The sequence below is a fragment of the Nonomuraea sp. NPDC051191 genome (genome assembly GCF_044455665.1).
Classification (GTDB): domain Bacteria; phylum Actinomycetota; class Actinomycetes; order Streptosporangiales; family Streptosporangiaceae; genus Nonomuraea.
Window position 1 is genome coordinate 545,378 of the sequence record NZ_JBITEZ010000006.1, and the last position, 14,360, is coordinate 559,737.

Genomic DNA, 14,360 nt, shown 5'->3' on the forward strand with positions numbered 1-14,360 from the left:
GGGACCGGCGGGACCGGCGGGACCGGCGGGACCGGCGGGACCGGCGGGACCGGCGGGACCGGCGGGACCGGCGAGAGGACGGAAAGGTCCGGCAGGTAGGGCGCGGTGGTCGTCATGGCCGGTCCCGGTCCCGGTGGCGGGTGGCCAGGGCGTACGCCAGGGCGACGGCCGCCAGCGCCGCGCCGGTCCCGTACGTGAGGGCCGCGCCCGACGGCAGCGTGAGCCCGCCGAGCAGCGTGCCCGCGCCGATCCCCGCGTAGATCGCCGAGGAGTTGAGCGAGACCACCAGCGGCGCTTCCAGGGGCGCGGCGGCGATGAGCCGGTGCTGCTGCGGCGGCGTCTGGCACCAGCTGCTCGCGCCCCACGCCAGGACCAGCACCCCGACCAGCACGCCTGACGGCATGCCGGACACCATGCCAGACACCGTGCCGGACGGCGTACCGGACAGCGCGCCGGACGGGGCCGCCGCGCCGGGCGCCGCCATCCAGCCGAGCAGCCCCAGGCTGACGGCCATGACCAGGTACGCGGCCGGGAGCACCCGGTGCGCGCCCCACCGGTCGGTGGCGTACCCGGCGGCCAGGTTGCCGAGGACGGCGCCGAGCCCGTACAGGAAGAGCAGGCCCGCCGTCCCCTCCACGCCCACGGCGCGCAGAGCGGGCGTGCTGTAGGCGTAGACGGTGTAGCTGGCCGCCATCCCGAGCACCGTGAGCGGCAGGATGGCCGTCACCGCCGGGCGCCTCAGCACGTCCAGCCTGGCACGCAGCGGCACCGGCGGCGCGCCCGGCAGCACCGGCATGACGGCGCGCACCCCGGCGGCGACCGCCAGGCAGGCCACGGCCACCGCGCCGAGCGCGTACCGCCATCCGAGCCGTTCGCCGGCCAGGTCGCCGAGCGGCACGCCGAGCGCCGTCGCGACCGTCAGCCCGCCCACCACCACGGCCAGCGCCCGCGCCCGCAGCTCGGGCCGCACCAGAGCGGCCGCCACCGCGCCCGCGCCCGGCGTGTACGCCGCCGCCCCCGCCGCGGCCAGCACCCGGGTGACCACCAGGACGGGGAACGACGGCGCCAGCGCCGACCCCAGGTTGGCCAGCCCGAGCACGACCAGCGCCGCGACCAACAGGACCCGCCGCGGGACCCGCGCGGCGACGGTGGCCAGGACGGGCGACAGCACCGCGTACGCCGCGGCGAACACCGTCACCGACTGCCCGGCCGCCCCCTCGGTGACGCCCAGCGACGCGGCCAGGTCCGGCAGGAATCCGGCGACCACGAACGCGTCCGTGCCCACCGCGAACGTCCCGAGCGCCAGCACGAGCGTCGGGGCGAGCCCTCGGGGCTCCGTCTCATTCGGGACATTCGACATCCCGATTCTCCTTAAACGTGTGCGCCCTGTGGGCGGGGTCGGATTCAGCCGCGAAGGCGTTCGTAGTGGCGGCGCGCGCGGTCAGGGGCGTTCGCCGGAGCCGCGGCCATGAGGTCGGCGACCGTCTGGGCGGCCAGCTCGCGCCGCCAGGCGAGCTCGGCCCGGCGCATGGCCGCCGCGACCCCGCAGGGGTGGGCGAACTCGCGGGCGGGCGCCTCGGCCCCCGCGCCGCGCTGCCGGATCTCAGTGCACCTGAACGCCTCGTCCGGGCCCTCGACCGCGGCCACGACGTCCATGAGCGTGATCCGGCCGGGCGGCCTGGCCAGCCTGAACCCGCCCTGCGCGCCCGGCACCGAGGCCAGGACGCCCGCGCGTACCAGCGCCTGGAGCCGCTTCTTGAGGTAGACGGGCGGCAGCTCGAACAGCGCCGCCAGCCGCCCGGTGGGCAGCGGGGCCTCGTCCTCCAGCCACGCCAGCACCAGGCAGCAGTGGAGCCCCCATTCGACGCCTTCACCCATGCGCATGAAAGGGGATACTACATGTCCCTTTCGGGTGTCAGCCGCGGCGGCCCTGCCGTCCACGGGAGCCGGCCCTGTCGCGGCGGCCGCGGGGCGCCGGCTCGCCGGCGGTGGCCGTCCAGTGGTCGGGGCGGGCCAGGGAGGCGGGCAGTTTCGTGGCGGGGGTGCCCTTGGCCGCGTTGACCTGGGCCTGGGTGAGGAAGACGCAGCCGGTGAGGTCGGCCCCGGACAGGTCGGCGCCGCGCAGGTCGGCGCCGATCAGGTCGGCCAGGCGCAGGTCGGCCCCGCGCAGGTTCGCGCCGATGAGGTAGGCGCCGCGCAGGTTGGCCGCGCACAGGTCGGCGCCCTTGAGGTTGGCGCCGATCAGGTCGGCCCCGCGGTGCTCCCTGCCCCGCCGACCGGCCCTGACCAGCTCGCTCGTCCGCAGCAGCAGCGTGTTGACCTCACCCCGGTGGGCGGCCACGTCGAGCCGCTCCAGGACGCCGGGGCTCTCGCGGGTCAGGCGCTCGGTCGCCTCGTACGCCGCCCGCAGCTCGGGGGCGATCTCCGCGGCGGCGTCGAGGGTCAGCGCCTCGGCGAGGTACCACAGCAGCTCGTGGAGCTGCCGCATGACCGGGAACACGGCGAACATCTGCCCGGACGTCTCGGGCGCGGCACGCCAGTCGCGGCCCTCGAAGGTGACCTGGGAGACCTTCTGCCCGGCGCCGAAGCAATCGAAGACGGTGCAGCCGGGGAAGCCGCGCTGCCGGAGCTGGGCGTGGATGCCGCAGCGGAAGTCGTCGCGCAGGTTGACGCAGGGACGGCCGGCGTCCTTGGCGACGGCGAAGTCGGCCGAGGCGGCGAACGGCAGGGCGACGCAGCACAGGGCGAAACAGCTCTCGCAGTCGGCCAGCAGGCCGAGCTCGCGCGGGTTCCTCTCGGGCAACGCTCTCCTTGTCACGACGGGGTGTGCCCAGGGTACCGGCGAGGTCAGGGCCGCACGTACGGCGTGGTCGTGGTCAGCGGGACGAACCCGAGCCCGAGCAGGATCGGCCGGCTCTGGTCGGAGGCGTCGACCTGGAGGTAGTCGTAGCCGCGGTCGGCGGCCCGCCGCGCCCGCCAGGCGATCAGCGCCCGGTAGAGCCCGCGCCCCCGCCAGCCCGGCACGGTGCCGCCGCCCCACAGCCCGGCGAAGCTCGTGCCGGGGGTCAGGTCGAGCCGGGCCGCGCTCACCGGCCGCCCGTCCGCCACCGCCAGGACGGGGACGACGGTGTCGTCGGACAGTCGTGCCAGCAGGTGGTCGCGGAGTCGGCCGCTGTCGGTGCCGAAGGCCAGCTCGTGCACCTCGGCCAGCGACTCCACGCCCGCCACGTCGGTGACCGGCACCAGGCGCACGCCGTCGGGCGGCTCGACCGTGGTGTCGAGGTCGGTGATCCGGGCCACCATCACGGTCTCGGCGGGCTCGGCGGCGAACCCGGCTGCCAGGAGCCGGTCGGCCAGGTCGGCGGGCCGGTCGTGGGCGTACAGCTTCCACTCGAACCCCAGGCCGAGGTCGCCGAAGAAGCGCACCTGGCGGGCGACGGCCGCGTCGGCGCTCTCCTCGTCGAGGCCGGACCACAGGACGCCGTTCCACGCGTGCGGCGGCCCGACCTGGCGGACCACGTCGCCGTCGCGCTCGACCCTGGCGCCCGGCCCGTCGGGGCGCGCCTCCCGCCGCGACTGCCGGTCGAACAGCGCCAAAACCTCGTCATGGTCCATTTCGCCGACCCTACCGCCGGGCGGCGGTCAGTCGGCGGCCGGCCAGTCGTCGCCCCAGTCGACGTCGCGGGCCAGCCGGTACAGCTCGCCCTGCCGCTTGGAGACGACCACGTCCCGGACCTCGTCGCCGGTGCACAGGCGCAGCGACACCATGCCCTTGCGCTTCTGCGGGTGGCGCAGGACGCGGGCCGCCGCCCGCGGCCACTCCCCCCGTACGGCGGCCACGTAGGAGAACTTCTCGTCCTCGAAGCCGAGCGTGCCCGACTTGACGCGGCGGTGGAGAGAGGTGCGCGGCAGACGTACGGAGAAGTGGCACCAGTCGCCGCCCTGCCGGATCGGGCAGGGGCCGTCGTGCGGGCAGGGGGCGACGATGGTCAGGCCGCACCCGGTCAGCGTCTCCCGGGCGGTGGCGATGTTGGCGTAGCCGGCGGGGGTGCCGGGCTCGATGACGATCACCATCGTCGCGTCCCCGGCCAGCCAGCGCACGACGTCGGCGTGCCGCTGCGGGGGCAGCTCGTTCAGGGCGTAGGACATGGTGACCAGGTCGGCCGCGGGCCGGTCGAGCCCCGGGTCGATCGAGGCGCGTCGCCAGGTGACGTCGCGCACGGGCGCGGTCCTGGCCAGCCGCCGGCCGAGTTCGATGATCTGGGGGTCGTGCTCGATGACGGTGACGCGCTCCAGCGAGGGCCAGACCGGCCCGGCCGCCCAGACCGCCGCGCCGGTGCCGCCGCCCACGTCGAGCTGCGTCCGCGGCGCGAAGCCCGGGGTCATCGCGGCGGCCCGGCGCATGGCGGTGCCCGCGGCGGCGTACGTGGCGGGCATGCGGTAGGCGGCGTAGGCCGCGATGTCGGCCGGGGTGCGCAGGTGCGGCGCGGCGGCGGACGGGCCGGTGCGGTAGCGCTCGGTGAGCTGTTCCGTCGCGCGGGACAGGTCGTGCGGCGCGTAGCGGGCCAGGGCCGACTCCAGAGCGGTCCTGAGCTCGTCGGGGAGCATGGTCATCGTGTCGTCCTGGCGGTCTGGGCGGTGTCGGGGAAGGGCGGTGTCGACCTCGGCGAGGGGCCGGTGAACTGCCGTCCGTCCAGCGATGTCGCGACGCAGCGTATCAAGGGGGCGGCGGAGCTCAGCCGGGAAGCGGGGGCCGGAACAGCCGCCAGAACGACTGGGCCGCGCCGGCGTCCCGGCGGCCGCCGCACACCCAGTGCGTGATCACGCCGATGAGCGCCCCGGCCAGGAAGGCGGCGTGCACGTCGGCGGGCACGTCCTCGAACCCCGCCGGACGATTGCCCGCGGCGAACCGGCCGGTCAGCTCCTCGGTGAGCCGCTCGCGCATCCGGGCGGCGAAGCGGGCGCTGCCCTGGCCGCCGAGCATGCGCTCGTACAGGGTGGCGTTGGCGGCCACGTGGTCGAACAGCTCCGCCAGCGGGGCTGGCGGCCGGTCGCGGGGGGCGTCGAGCGGGCACAGGGCGGCCGCCCGCGCCACGGCGGTGACGGCGTCCTCCATGGCGTCGGTGACCAGCGCGTCGACGTCCGGATAGTGGAGGTAGACCGTGGCGCGGTTGACCTCGGCGTGCTGGGCGAGCGCGGACATGGTGATGCTGCCCAGTTCCTGCCGGGCGGCCAGCTCCAGCACGGCGGCCTTGAGACGGGCACGCGTACGCCGCGCGCGCGGATCATCCGGGTTCACGCCGCCACTATACGACATGTGTTGACTAATCGACAGTTGTCGCATAGATTGCCTGCCATGCGAATCGAAGTCTGGGCGGACATGGTCTGCGGATGGGCCCACATCGGGAAGCGGCGGCTGGAGAAGGCCCTCGCGTCCTGGGAGGGCGAGCCGGTCGAGGTGGTCTGGCGGCCGTACCAGATCGATCCGTCGGCCCCCGCGAAGGCCGAGCCGCTGGCGGAGGCGCTGCGCGACCCGATGACCGACGAGGCGCTGCAGGCCTGCTCGCCCGGCCTGTCCCCGGCCGACAACCGGGTGCGGGTGGCGGGCATCGCCGCCGACGAGGGGCTCGGGGAGCAGTGGGGGGCGGCCTGGCGGCCCAACACGCTGGAGGCCCACCGGCTGATCGCCGTGGCGTACGAGACGGGCGGCACGGCCCTGCAGTCGGCCGTGGTCGAGCGGGTGTTGTCGGCCCACTTCGTCGAGACCCGCGACATCGGCGACCCGGCCGTGCTGTCGGCGATCGCCGCCGAGTCCGGAGTGCCGTGGGACGGGCGGGGCGCCGCTCTGGTGCGCGAGCTGCTGCTCACGGGCAAGGCCAAGGGCGTGCGCACGTCGCCGACCATCGTGGCGGGCGACCGCGCCCTGGCCGGGGCCCAGCCGCCGGACGTGATCAGGGAGTTCCTGGCCGACGCCGCCGGCCACCCGGTCAGGCGGCTGCCCGCCGAGGTGGAGCGCCTGCGCCTCGCCGAGTCGCTGCTCGACCAGCGCGACCCGCTCGGCGCGCTCACGCTGCTGCGCCCGCTGCTCGACGAGCACGGGACGGATCGCGGGGTGCGGCTGCTGGCCGCCAGGTCGTACTTCGCCTCGGCCCAGCTCGGCCGGGCACGTACGGCCCTGGAGAGCCTGGTCGCCGAGGCACCCGACGACTCCTACGCCCGTCACCTCCTCGGCCGCACCCTCCACCGCCAGGGCCACCCGGAGCAGGCGGCCCCGCACCTGACCCTGGCCGCCGCCATGACCCCCGACTACGCCTGACGCCGAGCCACGGCGGCCGGCCGGCCGGTCAGCGGCCGGGCTCGGGGGCGGCCCAGGCGCGGCCCGTACGGGCGGTGTCCTCGGTCAGGATCGTCCCGATGGTCCCGGCCAGCAGGTCGCGGTGCGGCGCGGGCAGACCGGCGGCCAGCGTCTCCAGGCGGGCCGTCACCCCGTCGTGGGCACGCACCGCGATCTCCGCGCCCGCGCAGGTCAGCTCGATCAGGCAGGCGCGGCGGTCGCGCGCGTCGCGCACCCGGGCCACCAGCCCGCGTTTCTCGGCGCGGTCGACCAGCCCGGTCAGGCTCGACTTCTCCAGGTGCAGCGCCCGGGTCAGCCCGGTCATCCCGATGGGCCCGTCGACCAGCAGGCACAGGAGCTGGGCCTGCTGCGGGGTCAGGTCGTGTTCCCTGCTGACCTCGCCGTAGACCTGATGGACCAGGTGCGCCAGGCGGACGAGCGCCTCGGTGAGGCTCAGGCCGGGCGCTTCGGTGGCGACCATGCGACCAGTGTAATTGACAGTAGTTGGCGGCACGAACTAAATTTACTTCGCGACACAAACAGTTCGTACAACCAACTAATGGGTGAGCCCCTCATGCCCGACTACGGACACGACCTGATGTTCAGCGCCAACCTCGTCCCGGCCGCCGGGCAGGCGGACGAGGTCGTGGCCCTCGCCCAGCTCGCCGAGCGCGCCGGGCTGGACCTGGTGACCTTCCAGGACCACCCCTACCAGCCCGCCCTCCTCGACACCTGGACGCTGCTCGCCTTCGTCGCCGCGCGCACCGAGCACATCCGGCTGGCCGGCAACGTGCACCCGCTGCCGCTGCGCCCGCCGGCCGTGCTCGCCCAGGCCGCGGCCAGCCTCGACCTGCTCAGCCACGGCCGGTTCGAGCTGGCGCTCGGCGCGGGCGGCTACTGGGACGCCATCGAGGCCATGGGCGGCCCCCGGCACACACCGGCCCAGGCCGTGGACGCACTGGAGGAGGGAATCGGGATCATCCGCGCGAGCTGGGACACCGGCACGCGCGGCGGCATCCACCACCGCGGCGAGCACTACCGGGTGGACGGGCTCAAGCGCGGCCCGCGACCGGCCCACGACATCGGGATCTGGATCGGGGCGTACAAGCCGCGCATGCTCCGGCTCACCGGGCGGCTGGCCGACGGCTGGCTGCCCTCGCTCCCCCGCCTCACGGACGCCGCCGCCCTGGCCGAGGGGAACGCCGTCATCGACGAGGCCGCCACCGAGGCCGGACGGTCGCCGTCCGACGTGCGGCGGCTGCTCAACCTGGCCGAGCCGCTGCCCGCCGAGCAGCTCGCCGAGCTCGCGCTCGTCCACGGGGTGAGCGGCTTCATCCTCATGTCCGGCGATCCGCGGCAGTTCGAGCGGTTCGCCGCCGAGACCGCCCCGGCCGTACGCGAGCTGGTCGCCGCCGGGCGCGGACGGTCCCCGGAGCCGGAACGCCGCCCCGAGACCCGCGTCTGGGACGAGGCCACCCGCCCCACCGCGCCCGACCCCGACCCGGGCCGCCGCTACACCCCGCAGGAGCAGGCCGCCGGGCAGCACCTCGTGGACGTGCACGACCACCTGCGGGCCGAGCTGGCCCAGCTCCGCGACCTCGTCGAGCAGGTGGCCGCGGGGACGATCGACGCGGGCGCCGCCCGTTCGCACATCGCGACCATGACGATGCGGCAGAACAACTGGACGCTGGGGGCGTACTGCGAGTCGTACTGCCGGCTCGTCACCATGCACCACACCGGCGAGGACAGCATGGTCTTCCCGAAGCTGCGCCGGGCCGAGCCGGGGCTCGCGCCCGTGCTGGACCGCCTCCAGGAGGAGCACGAGGCGATCCACAAGATCATCGAACGGGTGGACCGCACGCTGGTCGCCTTCGTCGGCGAGCCCGGCGGCCTGGACGACCTGCGTACCGCCGTCGACCTGCTCAGCGACGCGCTGCTGTCCCACCTGTCGTACGAGGAGCGGGAGCTGGTGGCGCCGCTGTCGAGGCACGGTTTCTGACCGTGGGGCCGCCGGGCGCCGGGAAGGCGTACCGGCGGGCGGCGGCCACGATGGCCAGGGCGGCGACGGCGGCCGGGAGCGCGGTCCACGGCAGCGCGCCCGCCCCCGCGCCCTCCAGCACCAGCCCTCCGGTGAGCGATCCGGCCGCGATGCCCGCGTTGTAGACGGTGGTCTGCATGGACGTGGCCACGTCGGCGTTGTCCGGCCCCGAGGCGGTGACCAGCGCGGTCTGCAACAACGTCGGCGCGCCCCCGAACGCCATGCCCCACAACGCGACCGCGCCCAGCAGCACCGCGGCGGACCCGGCGTACAGGCCGAGGGCCGACATGGACGCGGCCACCGCCGCCAGCACCGCGAGCAGGGTCGCCCGCGGACGCCTGTCGATCACCGCGCCGACCACCCAGATCCCCGCCACCGTGGCCACGCCGAACACCAGCAGCACGGTCCCCGGCCGGCCGAACCCCGCCCGCTCGGCGAACAGCGCCAGGTACGTGTACATCGCCTGGTGCCCCAGCAGCACCAGGACCGTCACCGCCAGCACGGTCCTGACGCCGGGGATGACCGCGACCCGCCGCAGCGGCACCCGCCGCGCCGCCGGCTCGCCGGGGAAGGGCGGCACCTTCCACATGACCCAGCCCACCAGGACCACCGCCACCGCCGACAGCGACCCGAACGCCGCCCGCCATCCGACGGCCGCCGCGAGCTGCGTCCCCGCCGGGATGCCCGCGCACAGCGCCACGGTGATCCCGGCCGAGACGATCGCGATGGCCCTCCCGCGGCGCTCGGCGGGGACCATGCGGGCGGCGTACCCGACGAGCATGGCCCACAGGATGCCGCCCATCGCCCCCGCGCCGACCCGCGCCCCGAACGTCACCGCGTACGACGACGACACCGCCGTGACGGCGTTGAGCAGCGCGAACCCGCTCAGCGCGGCCACCAGCACCTGCCGCCTGGGCAGCCCGCGCAGCAGCGCGGTCAGCGGGATCGCGGCCAGGAAGGAGGCGACCGCGTAGGCGGTCACGAGGAAGCCGGCCGTTCCCTCCGGCACGCCGAGGGCGCCGGAGAGCTGCGGCAGCAGGCCCGCCGGGAGGAGTTCGGTCATCACGGCCGTGAACGCCGCCGTGAACAGCGCGAGCAGGCCCGCCCACGGGAGTTTCGCAGGAGACATGCCGCCTATGCTGAAACCTTCACATCAGTGTGAAGGCAAATCACCCGAGGGAAGCATGAAGATCGGACAGTTGTCCCAGCGTACGGGCGTGCCGACGCGCATGCTCCGCTACTACGAGGAGCAGGACCTCCTGCACCCCGACCGCGCCGACAACGGCTACCGGGACTACCCCGAGTCGGCGGTCTACCGGGTCCAGCAGATCCGCGGCCTGCTCGACTCCGGCCTCACCACGGAGATCATCCGCCGCATCCTGCCGTTCCTGACCAGGCCGGACGAGATCCACCTGCATCCGGCGTGCCTGACGTCCGAGCTGGCCGAGCTGTTGCAGGCCGAGGCTGGCCGCATCCAGCAGCGCATCGAGTGCCTGTCCCGCAACCGGGACGCCATCCACGCCTACCTGGCCGCCGTGCGGTCCGCCGCGGACGAGGGCGCGGCCTCCGCTTGATCGTTCTGCTGGAATGAGGGGCATGGAGACCTTGGCCGACCTTCTCTCGGACGCGGCGTCGGGCCGCCCGCCCGCCCCCGACGGCACCGTGACCGTCCTGCCCCAGCCGTCGGAGCGCGACGCGGGGATCATCGCCTTCACCGCCCACACGATCGTCTTCGCCGACGTCGAACCGGCGCGGGTGCACGCCCTGCTGCCCGCCGGCGACCTGTCGGCCCCGCTCATGCCCGCGTTCCTGACGGCGATGGAGGCCGCGACCGGCCGGCGGACCGGCAACCTCGACCTGCTCGCGCTGGCCACCCCGCTCCCCGGGCCGCCTCCGCTCCCGCTGGAGGAGCTCGCCGCCGCCGACCATCCGCGGGTCGTCCGGGCCCGCCGCCACCGCGACGCCGTACGGGTGTGGGTCACCGTCGACGGCGGCGGCCTGGTCACGCTGGGACGCGGCGTGGCCGGACGCTGGGAGGCGGCCGTCGAGGTGGAGCCGGAGCACCGCGGGCGGGGGCTCGGCAGGTCGCTGGCCACGGCGGCCAGGCACCTGACGCCCGGCCCGCTGTGGGCGCAGATCGCGCCGGGCAACGCCGCGAGCGTACGGGCCTTCCTCGCGGCGGGTTACCTCCCGATGGGCGCCGAGGTGCTGCTTCTTCCGGAAGACGGCTGAACGAAGGTGTCTGTCCCGGCGGGTCCCGTTCGTCGGGAGGGCATCGGAACACAACGGGAAGGGACAACGATGAACACGGTCATCTCCGGTGACGGCACCCGCATCGCCTACGACCAGGCAGGCGAGGGGCCCGCCGTCGTCCTGGTGGACGGAGCGATGCGCTTCCGCGGCTCGGGGCCGGGCGGGCCGCTGGCGGCCGAACTGGCCCGCGGCTTCACCGTCCTCACCTACGACCGGCGCGGGCGCGGCGACAGCGGCGACAGCGGCGACGACGCCGGGCTGGGCGACGAGCTGGACAGGCTGTTCAAGGAGGGGCGGCGCGGCGCGGCGGTCGAGGCGTTCCAGCTCTCGGTCGGCATCCCGCCCGAGATGGTGGCGGCCATGGCGGGGTCGCCGTCCCGTCCGGTGCTGGAGGGCATCGCGCCCACGCTCGTCCACGACCTCCGGCTGACCGGCACGGCCACGCTGTCCCGGTACGCCGGCCTCGCCGTGCCCACGCTCCTCATCGACAGTGAGGACGGCGGTCCGGCGGCCCGCGTTCCCTTGCCAGGCCGGGGCCGCCGGCGTCCTGGAGTTTGCTGGTCGGGGGCCCGCTGTTGGGGGAAACCGGGTGTGGCGCTGCGGAAGCCGTCCAAGATCGCTACGTATAGTGATGGCCGATGTCACTTCGTGATTACAGGGGGAGCTCATGAGAGGTAACCTCATCGCCGCCGGCGGTGCGCTGCTCGTCGCGGCCACGGTGTTCAGCATGGCCGGCGTGGCCGCCGCGGACACCTGGAACGACGAGAGGCACTGGTACCCGGACAACTGCAGCCTCGGAACGAACGACGACTCCACGTACCACCACGTCACGAAGGAGGGCAGGTTCGCCGGCACCCGTGACGCCGACGCCTGCAAGGGCGGTGAGCACGGCTTCGACGGCGACGACGAGGGCTGGGGCTGGAAGCACAAGGACCACGGCCGCCACAACTGGCCAGGCAGCGGCAACGGCAACTGGATCGGTCACGGCTACGGCCCGGGCGCGGGCGTCGGCGTCTAGGACCGGCCCCCTCACACACCTCGATCCCGGCGCCCCGCGAGGGTGCCGGGATCGGCGCGTCCCCGCGGCGGCTCCCGGGCAGGCCCCCGGCCGCTGATATCTTCTGCCGTAAAGAGATCCACGGCAGAGGAGAGTCGGTACTGTGGTCGTCTTCGCCGGGCAGGGGGACGCGCGCCGTTCGATGGCGTTGCTGTGGCGGACCGAGGAGCCGGGCGAGTCGCGTCCCGGCCCCAAACCGGGCCTGAGCGTGGACGTGATCGTCGACGCCGCCATCGCCGTCGCCGACGCCGAGGGCATGGCCGCGCTGTCGATGCGCAAGGTCGGCGAACGGCTGGGCCGCACCGGCATGGCCCTCTACACCTACGTCCCCAGCAAGGGCGAGCTGGTGGACCTCATGTACGACAAGGCCCTGGGCGAGCTGCCCACCGCCTACGACCTGGCCGGAGGCTGGCGGGCGGCGGTCACCGCGTGGGCCGAGCACCTGTGGCGGTTCTACCAGCGCCACCCGTGGCTGCTCCAGGTGTCGCAGGCCCGGCCGGTGCTCGGCCCCAACGAGTTCGCGCTGCTGGAGAGCCTGGTCGCGATCCTGCGCGAGACCGGCCTGCGCCCGCCCCGGCTGCGCGGCGTGGTGTCGCTGCTGTTCGACTTCGTCCGCGGCGCGGCCAGGACGGTCGCCGAGTCCCGGCAGGCCCCCTCGGCCACCGGCGTGTCGGACGAGGAGTGGTGGCTCACCCGGTCGCGCCTGCTGGAGGAGGTCGCGCCGGGGTTCGCGGCCCGCTTCCCCATGGTGGCCTGGGTGGAGAGCGAGGGCGGCGTCCCCGGTGAGGGCGAGCCGTACGTGGAGCACAAGGTGAACGAGGCGTTCACGGTCGGGCTCACCGTGCTGCTCGACGGCGTGGAGGTCGCCGTCGGGGCGGGCTGACCCGCGCCCGCCGGGGTCAGCGCCTCCTGAGGAAGGACGCCCAGGCTTCCAGGGCCGGCCCGGGGTCGCTGCGGCCCACGCCGAGGCGGAACCGGTCGTCCGGCGTGGGCGTGAGCTCCGACCGGTAGACGCTCGCGGGAAGCAGCAGCACGCCGGCCCGTTCGACCAGCTCGGCGCAGAACGCCTCGACGCCGTCGGCGCCCAGGTAGCGCGGGAACGTGACGCAGCCGCCGTCGGGCGCCCGCCACTCGAACAGGTCGCCGAACTCCCCGAAGAACGCCTCGAACCTGGGCAGGTTGGCGGCGATGATCCCGCGGTTGCGCTCCAGGATGGTCTCCCGCGCCTTGATCGCGATGCGGGCCAGGATCTCGCTGGGCGCGGAGTTGCAGATGGTCGTGTAGTGCTTGGCGCGTTCGAGGCGGGCGCGCAGCTCGCGGTCGCGGCAGGCGATCCAGCCGATGCGCAGGCCGGGCAGGCCGAGGGACTTGGAGGTGACGTTCAGCGAGAGCGCCGTCGGCGACAGGTCGGCGGCCTGCGGCAGCGTAAGGGCGGGGTCGAGCTCCAGGCCGCGGTAGACCTCGTCACTGAACAGGTGGACGCCGCGCTCCTCGCACAGCTCGGCCAGCCGGGCGAGGTCGGCGGCGCCGATGACCTTGCCCGTCGGGTTGTTGGGGAAGTTGACCGACACCACGCGGGTGTTCGGCCGGATGGCGGCGGCCACGGCGTCGAGGTCGAGCGCCCAGTCGCGGTCGGGATCGAGCGCGACGCCGGTGACCTCGCACAACGACGCCGGCACCGTCTCGGCGGACTGGTAGCAGGGCGTGACCACCACGGCGTGGTCGCCGGGGCCGAGCAGCACCTGCATGGCCAGGTACAGGGCCTCCTCGGCGCCCGCGAAGACGATCACGTCGTCCGCGGTGAGCTGCTCGTAGGTGTCCGCGACGGCCTGGCGCAGCCCGGGGTCGCCGAAGGTCTCGGTGTAGCCGAGCGACAACGTCTCCCAGGCGTGCCGGTCGTCGTCGCCGGCCAGGGCGAGCAGGCCGGACATGGTCATGGTCTGCGCGTCGGAGGCGGCCATGTGGTGCCGGGCGGTGAACTCCCAGCGAGAGAAGTAGACCTCCAGCCGGAAGTCGGGCAGTCGGGTCACGGTCGGCTCCTCCTGAGCTCGGCGAGCAGGGCGTAGAGGGTGGAACGGGAGGTCCGCAACGCCCCCGCGACGACGGCCGTGGCCCGCCGGACGGCGAAGACCCCGGCCAGTTCGAGCTCGGCCACCACGGCGAGCCGGTCCTCGCGGGTCAGCCGTTCCACCGGCCGCCCGTGCTCGCGGACGTAGGCGCCGACGATCCGCTGGACGCGATCGGTCCAGTCCTGCTCGAACAGCGCCTCGGGGCGGGGCGCCGACGGCGCGGCGAAGGCGGCCAGCAGGGTCGCGGCCTGCTCCAGCGGGGTGCGGTCGAGGTTCACGCAGAGCACCGCGGACGGCTCGCCGTCGGGGTCGCGCAGCACGGCGCTCACCGACGACAGCCGCCGCCCGTCGGCCGTCAGCTTCTCGTAGGGGCCGTAGACGCCGTTGGGCGAGGAGTCGAGCCGGTCCAGCTCGCCGAGCAGCGAAGGGGCGCCGGGGGCGCGCCCGGACATCGGGTTCCACACGCCCAGCACCCGGTCGCCGCGGACGTCGTGCAGGATCACCTCGGCGTACGGGGCCAGCAGCGCCGCCACCGCCTCGCACACCGGTGACCACAGCCGCACGCGGGCATCCGTCTCCGTCACATCTCGGATCTTATGTCCAGTTCGG

General features: G+C 74.7%; 17 protein-coding genes. 7 read left to right on the forward strand and 10 right to left on the reverse strand.

What is annotated here, in order from left to right; all coding sequences use genetic code 11:
- Positions 1 to 112: 112 nt before the first annotated feature.
- The 6 genes from ACIA8R_RS20500 to ACIA8R_RS20525 form a co-directional block, all read right to left on the reverse strand.
- Entirely contained in the window at positions 113 to 1,360 is a 1,248-nt protein-coding gene (locus ACIA8R_RS20500; protein ID WP_397039752.1) for an MFS transporter, read from the reverse strand.
- A gap of 44 nt (positions 1,361 to 1,404) precedes the next feature.
- Positions 1,405 to 1,884 carry an Rrf2 family transcriptional regulator gene (locus ACIA8R_RS20505; RefSeq protein WP_357705495.1) on the reverse strand — a complete coding sequence of 160 codons (480 nt, stop codon included), beginning with the start codon at positions 1,882 to 1,884 and terminating at the stop codon, positions 1,405 to 1,407.
- Between the two features lie 31 nt (positions 1,885 to 1,915).
- Complete coding sequence (locus ACIA8R_RS20510; protein WP_364098125.1) at positions 1,916 to 2,803, reverse strand: pentapeptide repeat-containing protein; 888 nt, start codon at positions 2,801 to 2,803, stop codon at positions 1,916 to 1,918.
- 44 nt (positions 2,804 to 2,847) lie between these two features.
- Positions 2,848 to 3,615: a GNAT family N-acetyltransferase gene (locus ACIA8R_RS20515; RefSeq protein WP_397039754.1), complete on the reverse strand. Its 768-nt coding sequence runs from the start codon at positions 3,613 to 3,615 to the stop codon at positions 2,848 to 2,850.
- 27 nt (positions 3,616 to 3,642) lie between these two features.
- The gene (locus ACIA8R_RS20520; protein WP_364098131.1) at positions 3,643 to 4,614 is read right to left on the reverse strand and encodes a small ribosomal subunit Rsm22 family protein; all 972 of its coding nucleotides are present in this window, start codon (positions 4,612 to 4,614) and stop codon (positions 3,643 to 3,645) included.
- 121 nt (positions 4,615 to 4,735) lie between these two features.
- Positions 4,736 to 5,299, reverse strand: coding sequence for a TetR/AcrR family transcriptional regulator (locus ACIA8R_RS20525; protein WP_397039756.1), 564 nt, complete (start codon positions 5,297 to 5,299; stop codon positions 4,736 to 4,738).
- A 57-nt stretch (positions 5,300 to 5,356) separates the two neighbouring features.
- Here ACIA8R_RS20525 and ACIA8R_RS20530 point away from each other — a divergent pair, with 57 nt between their 5' ends.
- Entirely contained in the window at positions 5,357 to 6,316 is a 960-nt protein-coding gene (locus ACIA8R_RS20530) for a DsbA family protein (RefSeq protein ID WP_397039758.1), read from the forward strand.
- A 28-nt stretch (positions 6,317 to 6,344) separates the two neighbouring features.
- Here ACIA8R_RS20530 and ACIA8R_RS20535 read toward each other — a convergent pair whose 3' ends face one another.
- Entirely contained in the window at positions 6,345 to 6,815 is a 471-nt protein-coding gene (locus ACIA8R_RS20535; RefSeq protein WP_357705501.1) for a MarR family transcriptional regulator, read from the reverse strand.
- 78 nt (positions 6,816 to 6,893) lie between these two features.
- Here ACIA8R_RS20535 and ACIA8R_RS20540 point away from each other — a divergent pair, with 78 nt between their 5' ends.
- Positions 6,894 to 8,333, forward strand: a complete 1,440-nt coding sequence (locus ACIA8R_RS20540; RefSeq protein ID WP_397039759.1) for an LLM class flavin-dependent oxidoreductase — start codon at positions 6,894 to 6,896, stop codon at positions 8,331 to 8,333.
- Here ACIA8R_RS20540 and ACIA8R_RS20545 read toward each other — a convergent pair.
- On the reverse strand, positions 8,257 to 9,501 hold the full coding sequence (locus ACIA8R_RS20545) for an MFS transporter (RefSeq protein ID WP_397039761.1): 1,245 nt from the start codon (positions 9,499 to 9,501) through the stop codon (positions 8,257 to 8,259). The two genes, ACIA8R_RS20540 and ACIA8R_RS20545, sit on opposite strands and share 77 nt — an antisense overlap.
- Before the next feature lie 55 nt (positions 9,502 to 9,556).
- Here ACIA8R_RS20545 and ACIA8R_RS20550 point away from each other — a divergent pair, with 55 nt between their 5' ends.
- The 5 genes from ACIA8R_RS20550 (at position 9,557) to ACIA8R_RS20570 (ending at position 12,565) form a co-directional block, all read left to right on the forward strand.
- Positions 9,557 to 9,946: a MerR family transcriptional regulator gene (locus tag ACIA8R_RS20550; protein ID WP_397039762.1), complete on the forward strand. Its 390-nt coding sequence runs from the start codon at positions 9,557 to 9,559 to the stop codon at positions 9,944 to 9,946.
- Positions 9,947 to 9,968: 22 nt separating this feature from the next.
- Positions 9,969 to 10,604 carry a GNAT family N-acetyltransferase gene (locus ACIA8R_RS20555; RefSeq protein ID WP_397039764.1) on the forward strand — a complete coding sequence of 212 codons (636 nt, stop codon included), beginning with the start codon at positions 9,969 to 9,971 and terminating at the stop codon, positions 10,602 to 10,604.
- A 69-nt stretch (positions 10,605 to 10,673) separates the two neighbouring features.
- Positions 10,674 to 11,303 (forward strand): alpha/beta fold hydrolase, encoded by a 630-nt coding sequence (locus ACIA8R_RS20560; RefSeq protein ID WP_397039766.1) that lies wholly within the window; start codon positions 10,674 to 10,676, stop codon positions 11,301 to 11,303.
- Positions 11,293 to 11,643, forward strand: a complete 351-nt coding sequence (locus tag ACIA8R_RS20565; protein WP_364098156.1) for a hypothetical protein — start codon at positions 11,293 to 11,295, stop codon at positions 11,641 to 11,643. Before ACIA8R_RS20560 ends, ACIA8R_RS20565 begins: the two co-directional genes overlap by 11 nt.
- Positions 11,644 to 11,785: 142 nt before the next feature.
- Complete coding sequence (locus ACIA8R_RS20570) at positions 11,786 to 12,565, forward strand: TetR/AcrR family transcriptional regulator C-terminal domain-containing protein (RefSeq protein ID WP_357705508.1); 780 nt, start codon at positions 11,786 to 11,788, stop codon at positions 12,563 to 12,565.
- A gap of 16 nt (positions 12,566 to 12,581) precedes the next feature.
- Here ACIA8R_RS20570 and ACIA8R_RS20575 read toward each other — a convergent pair whose 3' ends face one another.
- The gene (locus tag ACIA8R_RS20575; RefSeq protein WP_364098159.1) at positions 12,582 to 13,712 is read right to left on the reverse strand and encodes a pyridoxal phosphate-dependent aminotransferase; all 1,131 of its coding nucleotides are present in this window, start codon (positions 13,710 to 13,712) and stop codon (positions 12,582 to 12,584) included.
- Positions 13,709 to 14,335 carry a transcriptional regulator gene (locus ACIA8R_RS20580; RefSeq protein WP_397039768.1) on the reverse strand — a complete coding sequence of 209 codons (627 nt, stop codon included), beginning with the start codon at positions 14,333 to 14,335 and terminating at the stop codon, positions 13,709 to 13,711. Before ACIA8R_RS20580 ends, ACIA8R_RS20575 begins: the two co-directional genes overlap by 4 nt.
- Positions 14,336 to 14,360 lie beyond the last annotated feature (25 nt).